The 17296-nt window shown below is 67.9% G+C and carries 16 protein-coding genes; 9 read left to right on the forward strand and 7 right to left on the reverse strand.

Going from position 1 to position 17296, the window contains the following annotated elements; all coding sequences use genetic code 11:
- Positions 1 to 76: 76 nt before the first annotated feature.
- Genes R2707_11930 through R2707_11950 form a run of 5 tightly spaced genes read left to right on the forward strand, consistent with a single transcriptional unit; the run spans position 77 to position 5969 of the window.
- Positions 77 to 3325, forward strand: a complete 3249-nt coding sequence (locus R2707_11930) for a bifunctional diguanylate cyclase/phosphodiesterase (protein MEZ5245801.1) — start codon at positions 77 to 79, stop codon at positions 3323 to 3325.
- Positions 3326 to 3381: 56 nt separating this feature from the next.
- Positions 3382 to 3516 (forward strand): mycofactocin precursor MftA, encoded by a 135-nt coding sequence (mftA, locus tag R2707_11935; protein ID MEZ5245802.1) that lies wholly within the window; start codon positions 3382 to 3384, stop codon positions 3514 to 3516.
- 4 nt (positions 3517 to 3520) lie between these two features.
- Positions 3521 to 3787, forward strand: coding sequence for a mycofactocin biosynthesis chaperone MftB (gene mftB, locus R2707_11940; protein ID MEZ5245803.1), 267 nt, complete (start codon positions 3521 to 3523; stop codon positions 3785 to 3787).
- The gene (mftC, locus tag R2707_11945; GenBank protein ID MEZ5245804.1) at positions 3784 to 4956 is read left to right on the forward strand and encodes a mycofactocin radical SAM maturase; all 1173 of its coding nucleotides are present in this window, start codon (positions 3784 to 3786) and stop codon (positions 4954 to 4956) included. Before mftB ends, mftC begins: the two co-directional genes overlap by 4 nt.
- Positions 4956 to 5969: a dienelactone hydrolase family protein gene (locus R2707_11950; protein MEZ5245805.1), complete on the forward strand. Its 1014-nt coding sequence runs from the start codon at positions 4956 to 4958 to the stop codon at positions 5967 to 5969. Before mftC ends, R2707_11950 begins: the two co-directional genes overlap by 1 nt.
- 9 nt (positions 5970 to 5978) lie before the next feature.
- Here R2707_11950 and R2707_11955 read toward each other — a convergent pair whose 3' ends face one another.
- The gene (locus R2707_11955; protein ID MEZ5245806.1) at positions 5979 to 6512 is read right to left on the reverse strand and encodes a hypothetical protein; all 534 of its coding nucleotides are present in this window, start codon (positions 6510 to 6512) and stop codon (positions 5979 to 5981) included.
- Between the two features lie 63 nt (positions 6513 to 6575).
- Between R2707_11955 and lon the strand changes: the two genes are divergently transcribed.
- Positions 6576 to 8915: an endopeptidase La gene (gene lon / locus R2707_11960; GenBank protein MEZ5245807.1), complete on the forward strand. Its 2340-nt coding sequence runs from the start codon at positions 6576 to 6578 to the stop codon at positions 8913 to 8915.
- Here the strand turns inward: lon and R2707_11965 are convergent.
- Together R2707_11965 and R2707_11970 are read right to left on the reverse strand one after the other, a co-directional pair.
- Positions 8902 to 9606 (reverse strand): Bax inhibitor-1 family protein, encoded by a 705-nt coding sequence (locus R2707_11965; GenBank protein MEZ5245808.1) that lies wholly within the window; start codon positions 9604 to 9606, stop codon positions 8902 to 8904. The genes lon and R2707_11965 overlap by 14 nt on opposite strands.
- 56 nt (positions 9607 to 9662) lie before the next feature.
- Positions 9663 to 10853, reverse strand: a complete 1191-nt coding sequence (locus R2707_11970; protein MEZ5245809.1) for a CaiB/BaiF CoA-transferase family protein — start codon at positions 10851 to 10853, stop codon at positions 9663 to 9665.
- A 90-nt stretch (positions 10854 to 10943) separates the two neighbouring features.
- On the opposite strand from R2707_11970, the gene R2707_11975 reads away from it, so the two are divergent.
- A complete protein-coding gene (locus tag R2707_11975) occupies positions 10944 to 11126 on the forward strand; it encodes an antitoxin (GenBank protein ID MEZ5245810.1) in 183 nt (60 codons plus the stop codon).
- Positions 11127 to 11240: 114 nt separating this feature from the next.
- The gene (mftD, locus tag R2707_11980) at positions 11241 to 12416 is read left to right on the forward strand and encodes a pre-mycofactocin synthase MftD (protein ID MEZ5245811.1); all 1176 of its coding nucleotides are present in this window, start codon (positions 11241 to 11243) and stop codon (positions 12414 to 12416) included.
- Between the two features lie 25 nt (positions 12417 to 12441).
- Here mftD and R2707_11985 read toward each other — a convergent pair whose 3' ends face one another.
- The 4 genes from R2707_11985 to R2707_12000 form a co-directional block, all read right to left on the reverse strand.
- Entirely contained in the window at positions 12442 to 13362 is a 921-nt protein-coding gene (locus R2707_11985) for a type IV toxin-antitoxin system AbiEi family antitoxin domain-containing protein (protein ID MEZ5245812.1), read from the reverse strand.
- 118 nt (positions 13363 to 13480) lie between these two features.
- Complete coding sequence (locus R2707_11990) at positions 13481 to 14575, reverse strand: acyl-CoA dehydrogenase family protein (protein MEZ5245813.1); 1095 nt, start codon at positions 14573 to 14575, stop codon at positions 13481 to 13483.
- A 2-nt stretch (positions 14576 to 14577) separates the two neighbouring features.
- Entirely contained in the window at positions 14578 to 15762 is a 1185-nt protein-coding gene (locus R2707_11995) for an acyl-CoA dehydrogenase family protein (protein MEZ5245814.1), read from the reverse strand.
- A 12-nt stretch (positions 15763 to 15774) separates the two neighbouring features.
- Positions 15775 to 16599: a TauD/TfdA family dioxygenase gene (locus tag R2707_12000; GenBank protein MEZ5245815.1), complete on the reverse strand. Its 825-nt coding sequence runs from the start codon at positions 16597 to 16599 to the stop codon at positions 15775 to 15777.
- A 23-nt stretch (positions 16600 to 16622) separates the two neighbouring features.
- Between R2707_12000 and mftE the strand changes: the two genes are divergently transcribed.
- Positions 16623 to 17288 (forward strand): mycofactocin biosynthesis peptidyl-dipeptidase MftE, encoded by a 666-nt coding sequence (gene mftE / locus R2707_12005; GenBank protein MEZ5245816.1) that lies wholly within the window; start codon positions 16623 to 16625, stop codon positions 17286 to 17288.
- Positions 17289 to 17296 lie beyond the last annotated feature (8 nt).

Consider the following 17296-nt stretch of genomic DNA (forward strand, 5'->3'; position numbering starts at 1 on the left):
TCGCTTCCCCGTGTCTTCTCACGCGTCCCACACCGAACCGGGCGGCCCGCGCTCGATTCCACGCGACCCCCTGGCAGTGGTCGACGATGTGGGCGAAGTCCTCGCCCGGTTCGACGGGGTCGACAGTGCGGCGGGATCGGCGGAGGCGCTCCGCCTGATCGCGGAGGGCTTCGGAGCCCTCATGAGCGTTGTCGTCCGGTTCGCCGACGACGGTCCCCGCGTCGAATGCATGTGGGCGGGTGGTCGCTACTTCCCCGATCCGGACATTCGGATGAACGCCGATCTCCTCCCGACCGACACGCCGGTCCGTTCCCGTCGGACGCCCGTCGCATTCGGGTCCGAGGCGTTCGGAGCGGAGACGGCACAGATGTTGCGCTCCTTCGGCGGCGATCCCGTCCTTCTCGTTGCGCCGATCAACGATGCCGACGAGGTCAGTGGCGCGGTTGCGGTACTCGCAGAGGGCGCGGACGAGTTCTCGAGCGATGCACGGACCGCGCTGCAACTCTGCGGTGAGCTCCTCTGGCGTCAGATTCGGCATCACGAGTCCCGCCGCGAGCTCCACGAACGGGTCGAGGTCGCCGAGATCCTCACGCGGATCGGTGGGCGCCTCCACGGGGGCGGCATCAGCGAGGCACGTGGGCTCCTCTCCGAGGTGTTCATCGCGGTCGGCGACTATCTCGAAGCCGACCTCGTCGCCACCTACGAGCGCGGCGACGAGACGGCCGACGTCCTCATCGAGTGGCCTTCGGATGGCGACGGACTCGCGACACCGTCGGTCCGCTTCACCGATGAGGAATGGGATCGGATCGGCGAGGGGCCGGTCGAGTGGAGTCAGCACGGGTCCGATCCGATCACCGACAAGGTGAGGGGCTCCCATCCGGTCGGGATGCTCGTGCCCGGCCACGCCGACGGTCGGCTCGTGGGTCTCTTCGTCGTGGCGAAGTCCGACAACCGTCCGTTCCGCGACGCACATCGTGATCTCGTCATGTCGACCGTCGGCCTCCTCGGACAGTTCCGGACTCGGATGGCTGCCGAGCTGGCCCTGGTCCGCCGCGGCGTGGTCGAGCAGTGCCGCACCGAGATCGCCGAGGCATTCATCAACTCGCCCGCCAGCGCGATCGAAGAGGTGGTGGCCGCGGCGCTGCAGCGCATCGGCGAAGTGTTCGGCGTTCGTCGGGTGCGCTGGGTCGAGGCGGTGCCCGGCGCTCCCGCCTCGTCGCACGTGGTCGAATGGTCGGACGGGTCTCGTCCGGCTGCACCCGAGCGATTCACGATCGACCCCGAAGACGTCACCGGCCCCGGTGCGGTGAAGGAGCCCTTCCTCATCCGACCGGACGAGGTTGCCGAGTTCTGCGGGGTGGAGAGCCCGTCCCCGACGCTGGTCGTGCCCTCCGTCGTCGGCGATGACATCTGCGCGGTACTCACGCTGACGGGGGAGTCCGCCGAGAACGCATTGCTGCAAGGAGAGGACCGCGCCCTGACCGATCTGGCCGGTCTCGTCTACCAGGCGCGCACGCGCGCGCAGCAGGAACTCGATGCGGAGTATCGCAAGACACTCGACGATCTCCAGCTCCGGCTCGCTCATCGATTCCTCGATCGCACGGTCCAGGAGGACGGACCGGTGCTCGATTGGGTCCTCGGCGAGTTGGGCGTCGTCCTCGGGTGCGATCTGATCGCGTTCGCCGAGTACGTGGGAACCAGTGAGGGAGAGATGCACTGGTGGTCGCGGGGCGACTCCCGAGCCGACGTGCTCGACGCCATCGAGCAGGGCAACGCGGAGTTCGCGTCGTACTTCGAGCGATGTCTGGAGACGGGCGAACCGGTGGTGATGCGCAGCCGACATCTCTCGTCGGAGCTCCGCTCGGTCGCTGAGACCATCGTCGCCCCGGAGGTCTCCCTGCTCGCGGTGCCGTTCCGGGCTCCGGGCGTGGCCCTGCTCCTGGGTGTCTGTGCGCTCGAGGATCGTGACTGGCGAGCGGTGGAGATCGCCCTGCTGCAGCAGGTGATCGGCCAGATGCGTCAGTTCATCGATGTCGTCGCCGGCCGGGGCCGCCTCGAGTTCGATGCCCGCCATGACGCGCTCACCGGGCTGGCCAATCGGCGCAAGATGGCGGAGGAGTTCACCAGTCTCGTGGCCTCCGGCCGTCGTGGCGCGTTGTTGATGATCGACGTCGATCGCTTCAAGGTCGTCAACGACTCGTTGGGGCACAGCGCCGGCGACGCCGTGCTCGTGGCGATCGCGGATCGTGTCCGGGCTTCGGTGCGCGAGGAGGATCTCGTCGGTCGCTTCGGTGGCGACGAGTTCGCGGTGATGGTCCGCGACACCGTCGACGATCTCGAACTCGCGGCGACCGCCAGCCGCCTGATCGAGATCATCCGCGAACCGATCCTGGTGAGCGGAACGACCGTCATCCCCACATGCAGCATCGGCATCGCGGCGGCGAGTGAGATCGACGACGTCGAGGCCGTTCTCCGCCATGCCGATGCCGCCCTCTACGACGCGAAGGCGAGGGGCCGCGACCGGTACGAGTTCTTCGACGACGCTCGCCGCCAGTCGCTGTCCGAGCGCCTTCACCTCGAAACGGCGTTGCGCAGTGGCGTGGCCGCCGGTCACTTCGTGCCCTGGTTCCAACCCGAATACGACCTGATCAGCAACCGGATCGTCGGCGTCGAGGCGTTGGTGCGATGGAATCATCCGATCGAGGGCGTACTCGACGCCTATCGCTTCATCGACACCGCGGAGGAGATCGGTCTGGCGCCGGAGCTGAGTCGGCTCGTGACCCGACGAAGCCTCGAGACGCTCCGCGACTGGCTCGACGAGGGCTTCGACACCAGGCTGCGAGTCAACATCGCGGCCGCCCAGCTGCAGTCGAACGACCTTGCCGACCAGATCGGCGAGTCACTCGACCATCTCGGCATCCCGCCCGGTCTGCTCTGCATCGAGATCACGGAACGGTCGCTCATGCTCGACCTCGACAGCGCGGTGCAGGCGTTGCGCGCGGTCCGCTCGCTGGGCGTCGAGGTGGCCGTCGACGACTTCGGCACGGGCTTCAGCTCGTTGGCCCGGCTCAAGCATCTGCCGGTGGACACCCTCAAGATCGACCGGTCGTTCGTGTCAGGTCTCGTGACCAACGAAACCGATCGCGAGATCGTCCGCACCATCATCTGGCTCAGTCGAGGCCTCGGGCTCGATGTCGTGGCCGAGGGGGTCGAACACCCGGAGCAGGCCGAGTTGTTGCTGGAACTCGGCTGTCGTCGTGCCCAGGGCTGGCTGTGGTCGCCGGCGGTTCCGGCTGCCGAGGTGCCTCGCCTCGCTCGCGTGTGAATACTCTGTTCGGGTATCGCACACCCCGTGACGATCAACTGATCGAGGAGGGCACCATGGAGCCGACCGACGTTCGAGACCAGACCGCCGTCGACGAGACCACCGACACCACGGCCGACGCCGCCGAACTCGTGGAGGACGAGCTCCTCGTCGAGGAGATCTCCATCGACGGGATGTGCGGCGTCTACTAGTCCCATGGACTTCGACGCCGGCCGTCCGTACCGGCTGCACGAGCGAGTGGCCCTGCGCCCCGAACCCTTCGGGGCGCTGGCGTACCACTACGGCAACCGGCGACTGAACTTTCTTCGCGCGCCGGAGCTCGTGACACTCGTGGAGTCGCTCGCAGAGCACGACAACCCCCGTGCCGCGTTCGACGCGGCCGGCATCGAACCCCGACGCTGGCCGTCGTTCGAGAAGGCACTCGCCTCTCTCGCGGCCTCTGATTTCCTGGTGGCCGCATGACCGATCTGCAGATCCCTCACGTTCCCGTGCCCGACAACCTCGTGTTGTCGCCGGTCAAGCAGAGCGGACTCGGCGACCAGATGAAGGCCGGGCTCGACGCACCCATCTGCCTCACCTGGGAGCTGACCTATGCGTGCAACCTCCAGTGCGTGCACTGTCTCTCCTCGAGCGGGCGCCGCGATCCTCGCGAGCTGAGCACCGCCGAAGCCGAGGCCGTGATCGACGAACTCGAGCGGATGCAGGTCTTCTACATCAACATCGGCGGCGGTGAGCCCACGATCCGCCCCGATTTCTGGCACCTCGTCGAGTACGCGGTCGATCACGGCGTGGGCGTGAAGTTCTCCACCAACGGTTCGCGGATCGATGCCGAGGTGGCTCGGAAGCTCGCCGGGATGGACTATGTCGACGTCCAGATCTCGATCGACGGCGCCGACGCGGCGACCAACGACGAAGTGCGCGGCGAAGGGTCCTTCGACACCGCGGTGCGGGCAATGGAGCATCTCCACGCCGCCGGATTCGGCGAGTTCAAGATCTCGGTGGTGATGACCCGCCACAACATCCCGCAGGTCGACGAGTTCAAGGCGATGGCCGACCGCTACGGGGCCCAGCTGCGCCTCACCCGCTTCCGGCCGTCGGGCCGCGGCGCCGACAGCTGGCACGAGCTGCACCCGACCGATCAGCAGCAGCGCGATCTCTACCACTGGCTGCTCGAACGGCCCGACGTCTTGACCGGCGATTCGTTCTTCCACCTGTCCGCGCTGGGCGAAGCGCTTCCCGGACTCAATCTCTGTGGTGCGGGACGCGTCGTGTGCCTCATCGATCCGCTGGGCGACGTCTACGCCTGCCCCTTCGTCCTCCACGACGAGTTCCTGGCCGGCAGTGTCCGCGACACGGGCGGTTTCCAGAAGGTGTGGCAGGAGAGCGAGCTGTTCCAGGAGCTGCGCGAGCCCCAGTCGGCCGGCGCGTGCGCATCCTGCGGCCACTTCGACGCCTGTCAGGGTGGCTGCATGGCGGCGAAGTTCTTCACCGGCATCCCGCTCGACGGGCCCGACCCCGAATGCGTGCTCGGGCACGGTGAGGCGCTCGTCGAGGCAGCCGACCGGGCAGAGCGTCCGGTCGGCCAGGATCACTCGAGGCCGACGCCCGTGAAGTTCCTCGGCCGCAAGTGATGCGTCGGCTGGCGGCGGTCGCGTGCGCGCTCGGACTGCTCGCTGCGGCCTGCGGTGACGATGCCGCTGCACCGCCGTCACCTGTCACCCCGAGTTCGACCACCACCACGGATTCGACCTCCACCCCGAGTTCGACCACCACCCCGAGTTCGACCACCGCGGCGCCCGCGCCGACGACCGATGCGGCCGACGGGTGTGTGGCCGAGGAGACCGAGAAGCGGACGTTCGTCGACGACACCCGGTCGACCCCGGCAACCGAGACGGCCGCCGAGCTGGCGAACCGGACGCTCGAGGTGTGGATCGATCGGCCGACGGCGCCCGGCCCGTGGCCCCTGATCGTCTTCGCCCACGGACTCACCGGGCATCCTCGAAGTCACGAGCTGCACCGCCGCTCACTCGCCGAGCAGTGCTTCGTCGTGGTCGCGCCGGCGTTTCCGCTCACCAACAACGACGTGCCGGGCGCGTGGTCCAACGCCGGCGACGTGCCCGGTCAGATCGGCGACGTGTCGTTCCTCATCGACGAGGTGCTCGCCGATGTCGGGCTCGCCTCGTTCGTCGACGGCGACCGGATCGGCATGATCGGCCACTCGCTCGGTGGGCTCACCACCGCCGGCGCTGCGGTCTCGCCCGATGCCGATGCGCGGATCTCCGCCGCGGTGGTCATGTCGGCCGGGTTCGTCGAGGCACGCGCCGACCTCCCGGTGATGGTCCTTCACGGCGACAACGACACGTTGATCCCCATCGCCACCGGTGCGGCGGCCTATGCCGTGCTTCCCGGCCGGGGTGTCTTCGTGACCCTGCTCGGGGGCGACCACCTCGCCGGCATCATCGACGACGACTCCGACTACGGCTCGGTCGTGCGCGGGGTCACCGGGGCATTCTTCGCCCTCGAACTCGACAACGGCGATGGCACGGTTGAGGACCTGTTCGACCTTCCGCTCGACCTCGCGTCCATCGAGGCCCGGTCGGACGACGGGCCCTTCGCCGACTGGTCGGACTACTTCGTCGCCTGAGCCCGTCGTCTAGCGACGCTGGTCGCGGACGCTCTGCACATGGTCGATCGCGTCGCGCAGCTCGCGTATCCAGTCGTCTTCGTGCTTTCCGACCAGGCGGACACACCAGGCCAACGCCTCGCTCCGGCTGCGGGCGATGCCGCCGTCGATCAGGGTGTCGAGGACCTGCCGCTCCTCCAGCCGAAGCCTGGTCATGGCCGGCGCGTTGACCGTGGTGAACCGAGCCTCGGTGTCGCCGCACACGGCGGCCCAGCTCACCGTGCGTCGAAACACCCGCTCGGCGTCGTCGGCGATTGCCATGCGCTGTTCCCGGGTGGCCTCGCGGAAGGCGACGATCTGTTGCTCGGGGCTCAGTCCCGCGCCGGGGGCCCCGAGGTTGCCGGTGACGAGGATCTCGTCGGCGTCGTGGCGGATGTGCACGACGTCGGTGAACCATCCGTCGGGCAGCGCCTCGGTGAACCAGGCGACGAGAGTCTCGGTGTCGGTGACCGGAGCCGCGGTGGACCGCTCGCTCCGGGATCGTGAGGCAGGTGGTGGATTCATGGGAATAGTGGGCACCATAGGTGGTTGTAAGCGTGTAATCGAATACCTGACGAGGACTATTACATGGCCCAGGAATCGCCGTCCACCAATCCGACCACCGACGCCGTTCGCACGGTTCCGGTCCTGCCGACGTCGGGCGTGGTGTTGCCCGAGATGGTCGTGACGATCAAGATCGAGTCGGCCGAGGCCGCCGCCGCAGTGGCCGCGGCAGCCGACCACGAAGACCACGTCGTTCTGGTGCCGCGTGACGCAGGAGCGTCCCAGGCGGTCGGCACGCTGGCGCGCATCGAACAGCGTGGCGCCCTCCCCGGTGGGGGCGACGGTCTCGTGATCCGTGGTGTCGCCCGGGTCCGTGTCGGTCGTGGATCGCTCGACGGCACCGGCGCACTGCTCGTCGACGCCACCACCATCGATCCGGGTGCGCGCTCCGCTCAGACCGACGAACTCGCCTCCCGCTACCGGGCTGCGGCGACGCGTCTGTTGCGTGCGGTCGGCGGTGCCCGCATGGCGCGGCTGCTCCATGATGTCGACGATCCCGGCGCGCTGGCCGACACCATCGCGTGGTGGCCCGAGCTCGACGACGACCAGCGCGTGCAGCTGCTCGAGACCGTGGCGACCGATGATCGTCTGCGCCTGGCCATCGAGTGGGCCGAGGCGGCCGCGGGCGAGGCCGAGGTCGCGGGCGACATCCAGCGGCAGGTCAGCGACGACCTCGATGCCTCTCAACGTGAGGCGATCCTTCGACGCCAGCTCGCGGCGATCCAGAGTGAACTGGGTGAGGGCGACGGCGATGCGATCGGCGACTACCGGGCCCGCCTGGCGACCCTCGTCGAGTCCGGGCGGACCGCGCCGGTCGCGGAAGCGATCGACAAGGAGATCGGGCGACTCGAGCGGGCGGGAAACCAGAGTCAGGAGTCGGGCTGGATCCGCACCTGGCTCGACACGATGTTCGAGGTGCCGTGGACCGACCGGACCGACGACGACCTGGATCTCGAGCGTGCCCGCGACGTTCTCGATGCCGACCACACCGGCCTCGACGAGGTGAAGGACCGGATCGTGGAGTTCCTGGCCGTCCGGCGCCTCCGTGAAGAACGGGCCGTCGACGCGTCGCGCGTGCGGGGTGGCACGATCCTGGCCCTCGCCGGTCCTCCCGGCGTCGGCAAGACCTCCCTCGGCCGCTCGGTCGCCCGCACGCTCGGGCGGGAGTTCGTTCGCATGTCGCTCGGCGGCATCCACGACGAAGCCGAGATCCGCGGTCACCGCCGCACCTATGTCGGTGCCCGGCCCGGTCGGATCGTGCGTGCCCTCACCGAGGCCGGCGCGATGAACCCGGTGATCCTGCTCGACGAGATCGACAAGATCGGCAGCGACTACCGGGGCGATCCGTCGGCCGCGCTGCTCGAGGTGCTCGACCCGGCCCAGAACGACACCTTCCGCGATCACTATCTCGAGGTCGACCTCGATCTGAGCGATGTCGTCTTCATCGCCACCGCCAACGAGATCGAGCGGCTCCCGGCGCCCCTCCTCGATCGCATGGAGGTCATCCCCCTTCGGGGCTACAGCGAGGACGAGAAGGTCGACATCGCCCGTGATCATCTGCTCCCGCGGCTGTACGAGGAGAACGCGGTGCGGGCCGACGAGGTCGTCGTCTCCGACGACGTCATCCGCACGGTGGTCGGTGACTACACGAGAGAGGCCGGTGTGCGGTCGCTCGAGCGACGTCTCGACCGGCTCATCCGACGCGCCGCGACGAAGGTCGCGACGGGTGCGGTCGAGCCGATCACGGTGACCGAGGAAGAACTGATCGACGCGCTCGGGCGTCCGTCGCTGCGCGAGGATCCGGCCGAGCGAACGATCGACCCCGGTGTCGCGACCGGACTCGCGGTCACCGGCGCGGGTGGCGACATCCTCTTCGTCGAGACGGCGGTGATGCCCGGCGACGGCGGTCTGACCCTGACGGGTCAGCTCGGCGACGTCATGCAGGAATCGGCGCAGATCGCCCTGAGCTATCTGCGGGCCAACGCCGACCGGCTGGGGATCGAGCTGCCCGACGACCGCCGGGTCCACGTCCACTTTCCGGCCGGAGCGGTGCCGAAGGACGGTCCGTCGGCCGGGGTCACCATGTCGGTCGCGCTCGTGAGTCTGCTGAGCGGGCGCCGTGTTCGTGGCGATGTCGCCATGACCGGTGAGGTCACTCTCCAGGGGCGTGTGCTCCCGATCGGTGGGGTGAAGGAGAAGGTCCTGGCGGCCCATCGGGCCGGCGTCACCGACGTGATCCTCCCGATCGCCAACGCGGGAGACGTCGACGACATCCCCCGGGAGGTGCGCGACGACATCACGATCCACCTGGCGACCCGGGTCGAGGACGCCCTCGAGGTGGCGTTGATGCCTAGCGGCGGCTGAGAAGACTCAGGACGTACCAGAACATCGTCATCACCGACGAGAACAGGGCCAGGGCCCCGGCCACGTGGGCTTGGGCCGGGTACTTCCGGATGATGGTCTGGGTCTGGTAGAGGATCGCCACACCCGAGAGGGCGATCATGGCGATCGAGAACCACACGCCGAGGCTGAAGCCGAAGACCAGCGCGGCGATGATGACCACCAAGGCGACCACGAAGCCGTACATCACGATCGGGCGCAGGAACGAGAGGTCCTTGCGGGTGACGAAGCCGATCACGGTCAGACCCGCGAACGCCACCGCGGTGATGAGCGCGGCCGCGGCGACGGTGGTGCCACCGTTGCCCGGGGACCGGAAGACGTAGTGCAGCATCGGGGCGAACAGCAGCGCGTAGAGCGCGGCCGATCCGAAGAGTGCGGCGTACTGCTTCGACGGGTTCAGCAGATCCGCCGCCGCGTTGGCGACCATCCACTGGCCGACCATGAAGCCCCCGAGGATGATCAACCAGGTCATGCCGCTGCCGGCGACGAGGTCGTAGATGCCCTCGGCGATGGGTGTGTTGAGGAAGATCGCCTCGATGCCGACGAACACGAGGATCGCCGCCATGAGGTGCTGGTAGACGCGCACGACGAAGTCGCCACGCGCCTCGTCGTCGAGGACTGCTACCGGCCGGAGGTCGAGCTCGCTGAAGGACATGCGGTCAGAGTACCGAACAAGTGATGACCACCGGCCGCGACGTCGGCCACCGACGACTACTCCGGCGGAGCCTTGATCACTCCCGCGTCGAGTAGAGCCTGCTTCTGCTCGGCCGTGATGCCGATCTCGGTGAGCACGTCGTCGATGTCCTCGTTGAGCAGCGGAGCCGAGGCCTTGAACTCGGTCGGTGTCGCACTGAACCGGGCCGACATGCGAGGACTGCGGATTCGACCGGCGCTCGGATGCTCCCATTCGACGAAGGTGCCGCTGTGCACGATCTGCGGATCCGTCGGGAGATCCTCCATCTGGTTGACATGGCCGCACGGCACCGAGTGCTCGTGCATCCGGGGCAGCAGGTCGGCGACCTTCCACTCGAGGAACGCGTTGCCCAGCAGCCCGCCGATCTCCTCCTGCTTGCCGTGGCGTTGGGCAACGGTGCCGTAGGACTCGATCCACTCGGGGTGGCCCAGCGCCTCGAAGAGGCCCTGGAACTGGCCGTCGGAGATGACGAAGTACACGACGTGGCCGTCGGCGCACTGGCTGAGCGTGTAGATCTCGCTGAGTCGGTGGCTCGGCGGGACGTCGGGATCGAGCATCGTGTCGGCCATACCGCCGTCGGGCCAGAGGAACTGCACGGCGATGTCGAGCATGGACAGCTCGATGTGTTGGCCCCCGCTGCCTTCGTTGCGGGCGTGGAGCGCGCTGGTGATCGCCAGTGCCGCCATCCACGCCGCGGCCTTGTCGACGACACCGTTGCGCACGAGATCCGGGATCGGAACCTGCGGGTTGACCTGGAGCGCCACATAGCCCGCCATCGCCTGGACGATCGGGTCGTAGACGGCACGGTCCGCATAGGGGCCGGTCGCGCCATAGCCCGACATCGAGCAGTAGATGATGTCGGGGTTGACGGCGACGCTGCCCTCCCAGCCGACGCCGAGCCGTTCCATCACGCCGGGCCGCATGTTCTGGACCACGACGTCGGCATCCCTGATGAGTTCCAGCACCAGTTCGCGACCCGCGTTCTGCTGGATGTCGACCTGGATCGACCGCTTGCCGCGATTGTTGTTGACGATCGAACTGTTGAGCCCGCCCTTGGCGAACTGGGCGAGTCGGGTGAGGTCGCCGAACGCCGGCGGTTCGACCTTGATCACCTCGGCGCCGAGGTCGCTGAGCAGCATGCAGGCGAGCGGCCCGGCGATGACCTGCGTCATGTCGACGACCTTGATTCCTTCGAGCGGTCCTGGCATCTCGTCCCCTTCCCCAGCGGTCGTGACCCTAGCCGTGTAGCCTCACCGAGCAATTCCGACCGACCGGTCACACAGACACCAGGAGGCCTCATGGGCATTCTCGACAAGATCAAGGGCCTGGTCGGTGGCAACGCCGACAAGGTCGAAGACGCCATCGACAAGGCCGCAGAGGTTGTGAAGGACAAGGTTCCGGACGCGCACGACGACAAGATCGACATGGCTGCGGAGAAGGCGAAGGACCTCGTCGACGATCTCGACGGCGAAGAGGAGTAACTCCACGCCGTTTCGAAGAACCGCGCCTCACGGGGCGCGGTTCTTCGCGTACGCCGTCGAACGCGTTCTCGACGTGCGCCGGTACCGTCGTGGGTCGGATGAGAGGTCAGGCGCGTGGGCAATCCCTGGTTTGAAACGGTCGCTATCGCTCAGCAACGGGCGAAGAAGCGAATCCCGACTTCGGTCTACGGCGCACTGATCGCGGGCGCCGAAGCGGGCATCTCGATGCGCGACAACGTCGCGGCGTTCGACGAGCTCGGGTTCCGCCCCGTCACTGCGGGCCAGGGCGCCGAGCGAGCCATGGACGTCACCGTGATGGGCCAGCCGGCATCGATGCCCGTCATCATCTCGCCGACCGGAGTGCAGGCGGTCCACCCTGACGGGGAGGTCGCCGTCGCCCGTGCCGCCGCGAACCGCGGCATCCCGGCCGGGCTCAGCTCGTTCGCGTCCAAGCCGATCGAAGAGGTCGCTGCGGTCAACTCCCAGCTGTTCTTCCAGATCTACTGGGCCGGCGACAGGGATTCGATTCTCGCTCGCATCGAACGAGCGAAGAACGCCGGCGCCGTCGGCCTCATCTTGACCCTCGACTGGTCGTTCTCCCACGGCCGCGACTGGGGGAGCCCGGCGATCCCGCAGTCGTTCACCCTCCGGGAGCTGCTTCCCCACGCCACCGACGTGATTCGCAAGCCGCGGTGGGCGTGGACATGGGCGAAGTCCGGGCAGATCCCGCGTCTGACGGTGCCGAACTTCGCCACTGGCGGTGAGGATCCTCCGGTGTTCTTCGAGGCCTACGGCACGTGGATGGGCACCCCGCCTCCCACGTGGGACGATGTTGCGTGGCTCCGGTCGCAGTGGGACGGACCCTTCATGATCAAGGGTGTCGTCCGTTCCGACGAAGCCCGCCGGGCCGTCGACGCCGGTGCCACCTGCGTGTCGGTCTCGAACCACGGCGGCAACAATGTCGACGGCGCTCCCGCGTCGATCCGCATGTTGCCCGAGATCGTGGCCGCAGTCGGCAATCAGGTCGAGGTCGTGCTCGACGGCGGCGTGCGGCGCGGATCCGACGTCGTCAAGGCGTGTGCGTTGGGCGCCGACGCAGTCCTCATCGGACGGGCGTATCTCTGGGGCCTCGCCGCCAACGGCCAGGCCGGTGTCGAGAACGTGCTCGACATCCTCCGCGGTGGCATCGACGCGACCCTGCGCGGTATCGGTGTCGACTCCATCGCCGACCTCACCCCCGACCACATCATCGTCCCCGACGGATTCTCCCCCCCACCCCTGCCAAATTAAGGCGAGTGCGCCCGCAAACTGCGGGTCAGCCCGCCTTCAGAAGCCGTCGACGGGCGGTTGCGACGGTCGTGACGAGTTCGATGGGCCGCTCGTAGTACGCCTGCCATGTGAAGCTGAGCGGTGTCCACCCGCGGTTGACGACCCGGTTCCGACGGACCGGGTCTCGTTCGAACGACAACCGGTTGAGGTGCCAGCGCACGCTGTCGAGCTCGATGGCGATTCGTTCGTCGGGGTAGGCGAGGTCGACGAAGCCGACCAGGCCCGCGCCATCGTTGATCTCGAACTCGAACTCCGGCTGGGGCAGACCGTGGGCGACGAGCAGGCGTGCAACGAGACGGCTGAACTCGCTTTTCGGAACCGCAGTCTCGCCGAGGCGTTCGTCGAGCACGGTTCGGAGGCGGCCACACCCGTCGCGGCCCTTGCGTGAGTGCCGAACGAGCACGTCGGCGAGATCACCGAGCTTCAATCGGCGATCGACGAGGAGGACGTCGATCAGCGCGTTGGTTCGCTCGAGGCTCGACACCCCGGCGAAGTCGAGCACGCTGCGCGCCAACCCGGTGGTGGGAATGCCGTCGACCTCGGACATGTCGATGCGGTCGATCTGGGTGGTCTGGTGCAAGGCGAAGTCGCCCGGTGCACGCCACCGGCCCTGCTCGATGCTCACCTCGATCCTCGGACTCCGATGCCCCCGGACCCCATGGTTGCGAATGGCCGACCGGTGACTGGCAACCCCGTCGACGGTGAGGCACGCGGCCATGAGTCGCGACGCCCAGGAATCGGGCGCGAGGTGGTGTCGATACACCCCGTGTGAGAGCCGATGCCACTCTCCTGATGCGACGCGACGGTCGATCTGGTGGCGGGTGGCGTCGGCCTGGAGAGCCTGTTGGCGGCTGATGACACCGTGTTGACGAGTGAAGACCTCGGCAAGGTGTTGGGGGGTACGCATGGTTTCTCCCGTTCGTGCATGGGAGAAGTAGGCGACACCCTGTCGCGCCGGTGTGACAGTCCGCCGCACCGAGCCGTTCTGAAGGGGAGTTCGCCCGCGAAAGGCGGGCGGGGGCGCCTTAGTTTGCGGGGGTGGCGGCGAGGGTGGCGCCGATCGCGCGGAGTTGCTGGCTGGCCGCGCCGAGGGTTACCTCGAGATGCTTGTTCCACAGCGTGTAGCGGTGGAGCGGATAGTCGACGTCGACGCCGATGCCGCCGTGCATGTGCTGGGCGCCGTGGGCGACGAAGTGTGCGCCTTCGGATCCGAACCACTTGGCGATCCGCAGGTCTTCCCACGGGTCGATCCCGTTGGCGATGCGCCACAGGGCCGACTGGGTCTGGAGGCGCAGCCCCTCCACCTGGATGAAGCAGTCGGCCAGACGCTGGGTCACCGCCTGGAAGGTGGCGATGGGGCGGCCGAACTGTTCACGCTCGCTCGTGTACTGCGCCGTGAGCCGGAGCTGACCCTCGACCACGCCCAGCTGGGTCGCGCACACGAGCGCGAGGTACCGGGCCTCGAACCAACGGATCGCGGCTTCGCCCGACGCGAGCAGTGTCGAGGGCGCCGCCGCGAACGTGAGCTCGTGCACGGTCTCCTTGCGGGTGGAGATTCCGGTCTGCGACGTGACTCCCGAACCGTGCGGATCGACGAGGTAGAGCCCCGGTCCGTCGGGTCCGAGCGCATTGACGACGGCGTGCGTGGCCTGGGATGCGAACTCCACGACCGACTTCACGCCGGTGAGCGAGCCGTCGGCTGCCGCGACGACCCCCGGGCGGGCGAGGTCCTCGCGGAGGTGTTCTGCGGTCGCAACCGTGAGGATGCGGGAGCCGTCGCACACGCCGGGAAGGAGTTCACCGGCGAGTGCGTCGTCGCCGAATTCGGCGATGGTCAGTGCTGCGAGCATCGTGGGCAGCGCGGGTACGGGTGCCACATGGCGGCCGACGGCTTCGCACACGAGCCCGGCCTCGATGATGCCGAGTCCTCCGCCTCCGTGGGCCTCGGGGAGGGCGATGCCGGTCAGGCCGGCGTCGGCCATCAGGGCCCATTCTTCGGCGGCGAACCACTGGTCGGTCGCCTCGATCTGCTTGAGCCGTTCGTGATCGATCTTGTCGCCGAGGATCTGCATCGCCAGATCGCTGACGGCCTGCTCGGTTTCGTTGAGGTTGAAGTCCATCGCTACTTCCTGCGCTTCTCGCGGGGGAGAGCCATGCCGGCCCACCCGATGATGTCTCGTTGCAATTCGTTGGTGCCGCCGCCGAAGGTGAGGACCCACACGCCGCGGTACAACTCCTCGATCCGGCCGGCCAGCACGGCGCCCGGTGAGCCGGGCCGCAGGGCACCGAGGGCGCCGAACAGCTCGGTTGCTTCCTTGTAGATGGCGTGCATCGACTCCGAACCCCACACCTTCACCGAGCTGGCGACGGCCGGGTTCAACGCGCCGGTGGTCTGGTTGTAGGCGACCTTCCAGTTGAGCAGGTCGAGGAAGCGGACGCGGGCCCGCATCTCGGCCAGCTTGACCTGTACCCATTCCTGGTCGATCACGCGACCGCCGTCGGGGTGCTCTGTGTCGCGGGCCCAATCGATGATCTGGTTCACCGTGTTGGTGATGCCGCCGGCGGCGCACAACGACACCCGCTCCTGGTTGAGCTGGCTGGTGATGAGGTTCCAGCCGCCGTGGACCTCGCCGACCACGGCGGACTCGGGGACGCGCACGTCGTCGTAGAACGTCGCGGTGGTGTTGGTCGTCCCCATCGTGATGAACGGCGAGATCGAGAAGCCGGGGTCGCTCGTCGGGACCAGGAAGATGGTGATGCCCTTGTGGGCGGGGGCATCGGGATCGGTGCGGGCCGCGAGCCAGATGTAGTCGGCGTCCCACGCCAGCGAGGTGTAGAGCTTCTGGCCGTTGATGACCCACTCGTCGCCGTCCTTCACCGCCCTGGTCTGCAGCGAGGCGAGGTCGGAGCCGGCACCCGGCTCGGAGTAGCCGATGGAGAAGAACATGTCGCCGGTGAGGATCTTGGGCAGGAAGTCGTTCTTCTGCTCTTCGGTGCCGAAGTGGCGCAAGGTCGGACCGACCGTGTTGGTCGTGAGGAACGGGATCGGGCAGCCCGCCTTCTGCGCCTCGTTGAAGAAGATGTAGTTCTCGACAGGGGTGTAGCCCTTGCCTCCGTACTCCTCGGGCCACGCGACGCCGAGCCAGCCGTCGGCGCCGATCTTGCGAATGAGATCCCGATACGGCTCGTTGGCGCTGAGTTCGTCGTTGCGAATCGACGCCTTCACTTCGTCGGTCATCAACGTCGTGAAGTAGTCGCGGAGCTCGGCCTGGAGATCTTTCTGGTCAGGTGTCAGATCGACGTGCATCCGCAGACTGTCTCAGACCCGGTCTCCGACCGCCACTCGCGCCATCTCCCGGCGGGCCGGGTAGTGGTCCGCCGTCGCGAAATGTTGGGTCGACCGCTCGTCCCAGAGACAGAGTTCGCCCACCGTCCAGGTGTGACGGATGCAGCGGTTGGGTTGCTCCGCCTGGTCGACGAGGAAGCCGAGCAGCGCCTCGGACTCGCGCCGTTCGAGCTCCACGATGCGGCGGGTGAACTGTCGATTGACGTAGAGGTAGCTGCGGCCGGTGACCGGGTGGGTACCGATCACCGGATGGCGGGTGTCGGGGAGCAGTTGGCGCGCCATCTCGAACACGTCGACCCCGCCCTTGGTCTTGAAGGCTTCGCCCGAGCCGATGTCGTGATGGGCCGTCAGCCCCGTCAGCAACGCGCGCATCCCCGCCGACAACGCGTCGTGCGCGGCGTACATCGATGCCCACAAGGTGTCGCCGCCGTGGGCCGGCATCTCGATCGGCCGGAGCGATCCGATCGCCGGCGGCTCCAGGTCCCACGACACATCGGTGTGCCAGCGGTCCTGGAACGGCGGATGGTCGGCATCGTCGACGATGTGCTCGGCGACGGCCTCGGTCCGGCCGGCCACCCTCGCCAGCGGGTGGATGTAGGGCGAGCCGATCCGGAGCATGAACGCGAGGTGCTGTTCGTCGGTCAGATCGTCCTGGTCTCGGATGAACACCACCTGGTGCTCGTGCACGGCCGCCATCAGCTCGTCGACGGCGTCGTCGTCGAGCGTGTCGACCCGTGGGAGTCCGGTGATCTCCGCGCCGAGGATCGGCGTCAGTCGGCGCGTCTCGAAGCTGGCCATCGCCGGACACTACCGTCGCCACCATGAGCCTGGGATCCCGAACGTCGCCGTCGCTGTCGGACCGGGCACTGACGCTGCTGTTGCCACTCGGCGCGACGGAACAGCACGGCCCTCATCTCCCGCTCGACACGGACACCCGGATCGCAGTGGCGGTCGCAGAAGGAGTCGCGGCGCAGCTGGCGGACACGGTGGTGGCCCCTGCGGTGGCCATCGGCGCGTCCGGCGAACACGCGGGATTCCCGGGCACGCTCTCGATCGGGACGAAGGTTCTGGCCGACGTGCTGATCGAGATCGTGAGGACGGCAGGGCCCGAGTTCGCCCGCATCGTGGTCGTCAACGGTCACGGCGGCAATGCCTACGCGTTGCGCGCGGCCGTGGCGACCTGCGCGGCCGAGGGTCGTGCGCTCGACGTCTGGTCGGTGCGCCTGCCGGGGGCCGATGCGCATGCCGGCTTGACCGAAACGTCGCTCCTGCTGCATCTCGCACCGGAGCTCGTGCGGCTGGCGGCAGCAGAGAGCGGGAACACCGATCCCATCGATGAGCTGCTCCCGAAGATGATGGAGTGCGGCGTTCGGGAAGTGTCGCCGAACGGCGTGCTCGGCGATCCGACGGGGGCGACTCCCGAGCACGGTGCCGCGCTCCTTTCGGCGCTGGTCGACGACGCCATCGCCCAGATCGACACCCGGTAGTCGCAGTC

The sequence above is a fragment of the Acidimicrobiales bacterium genome (genome assembly GCA_041394245.1).
In the GTDB taxonomy this organism is placed as follows: Bacteria; Actinomycetota; Acidimicrobiia; order Acidimicrobiales; family Aldehydirespiratoraceae; genus JAJRXC01.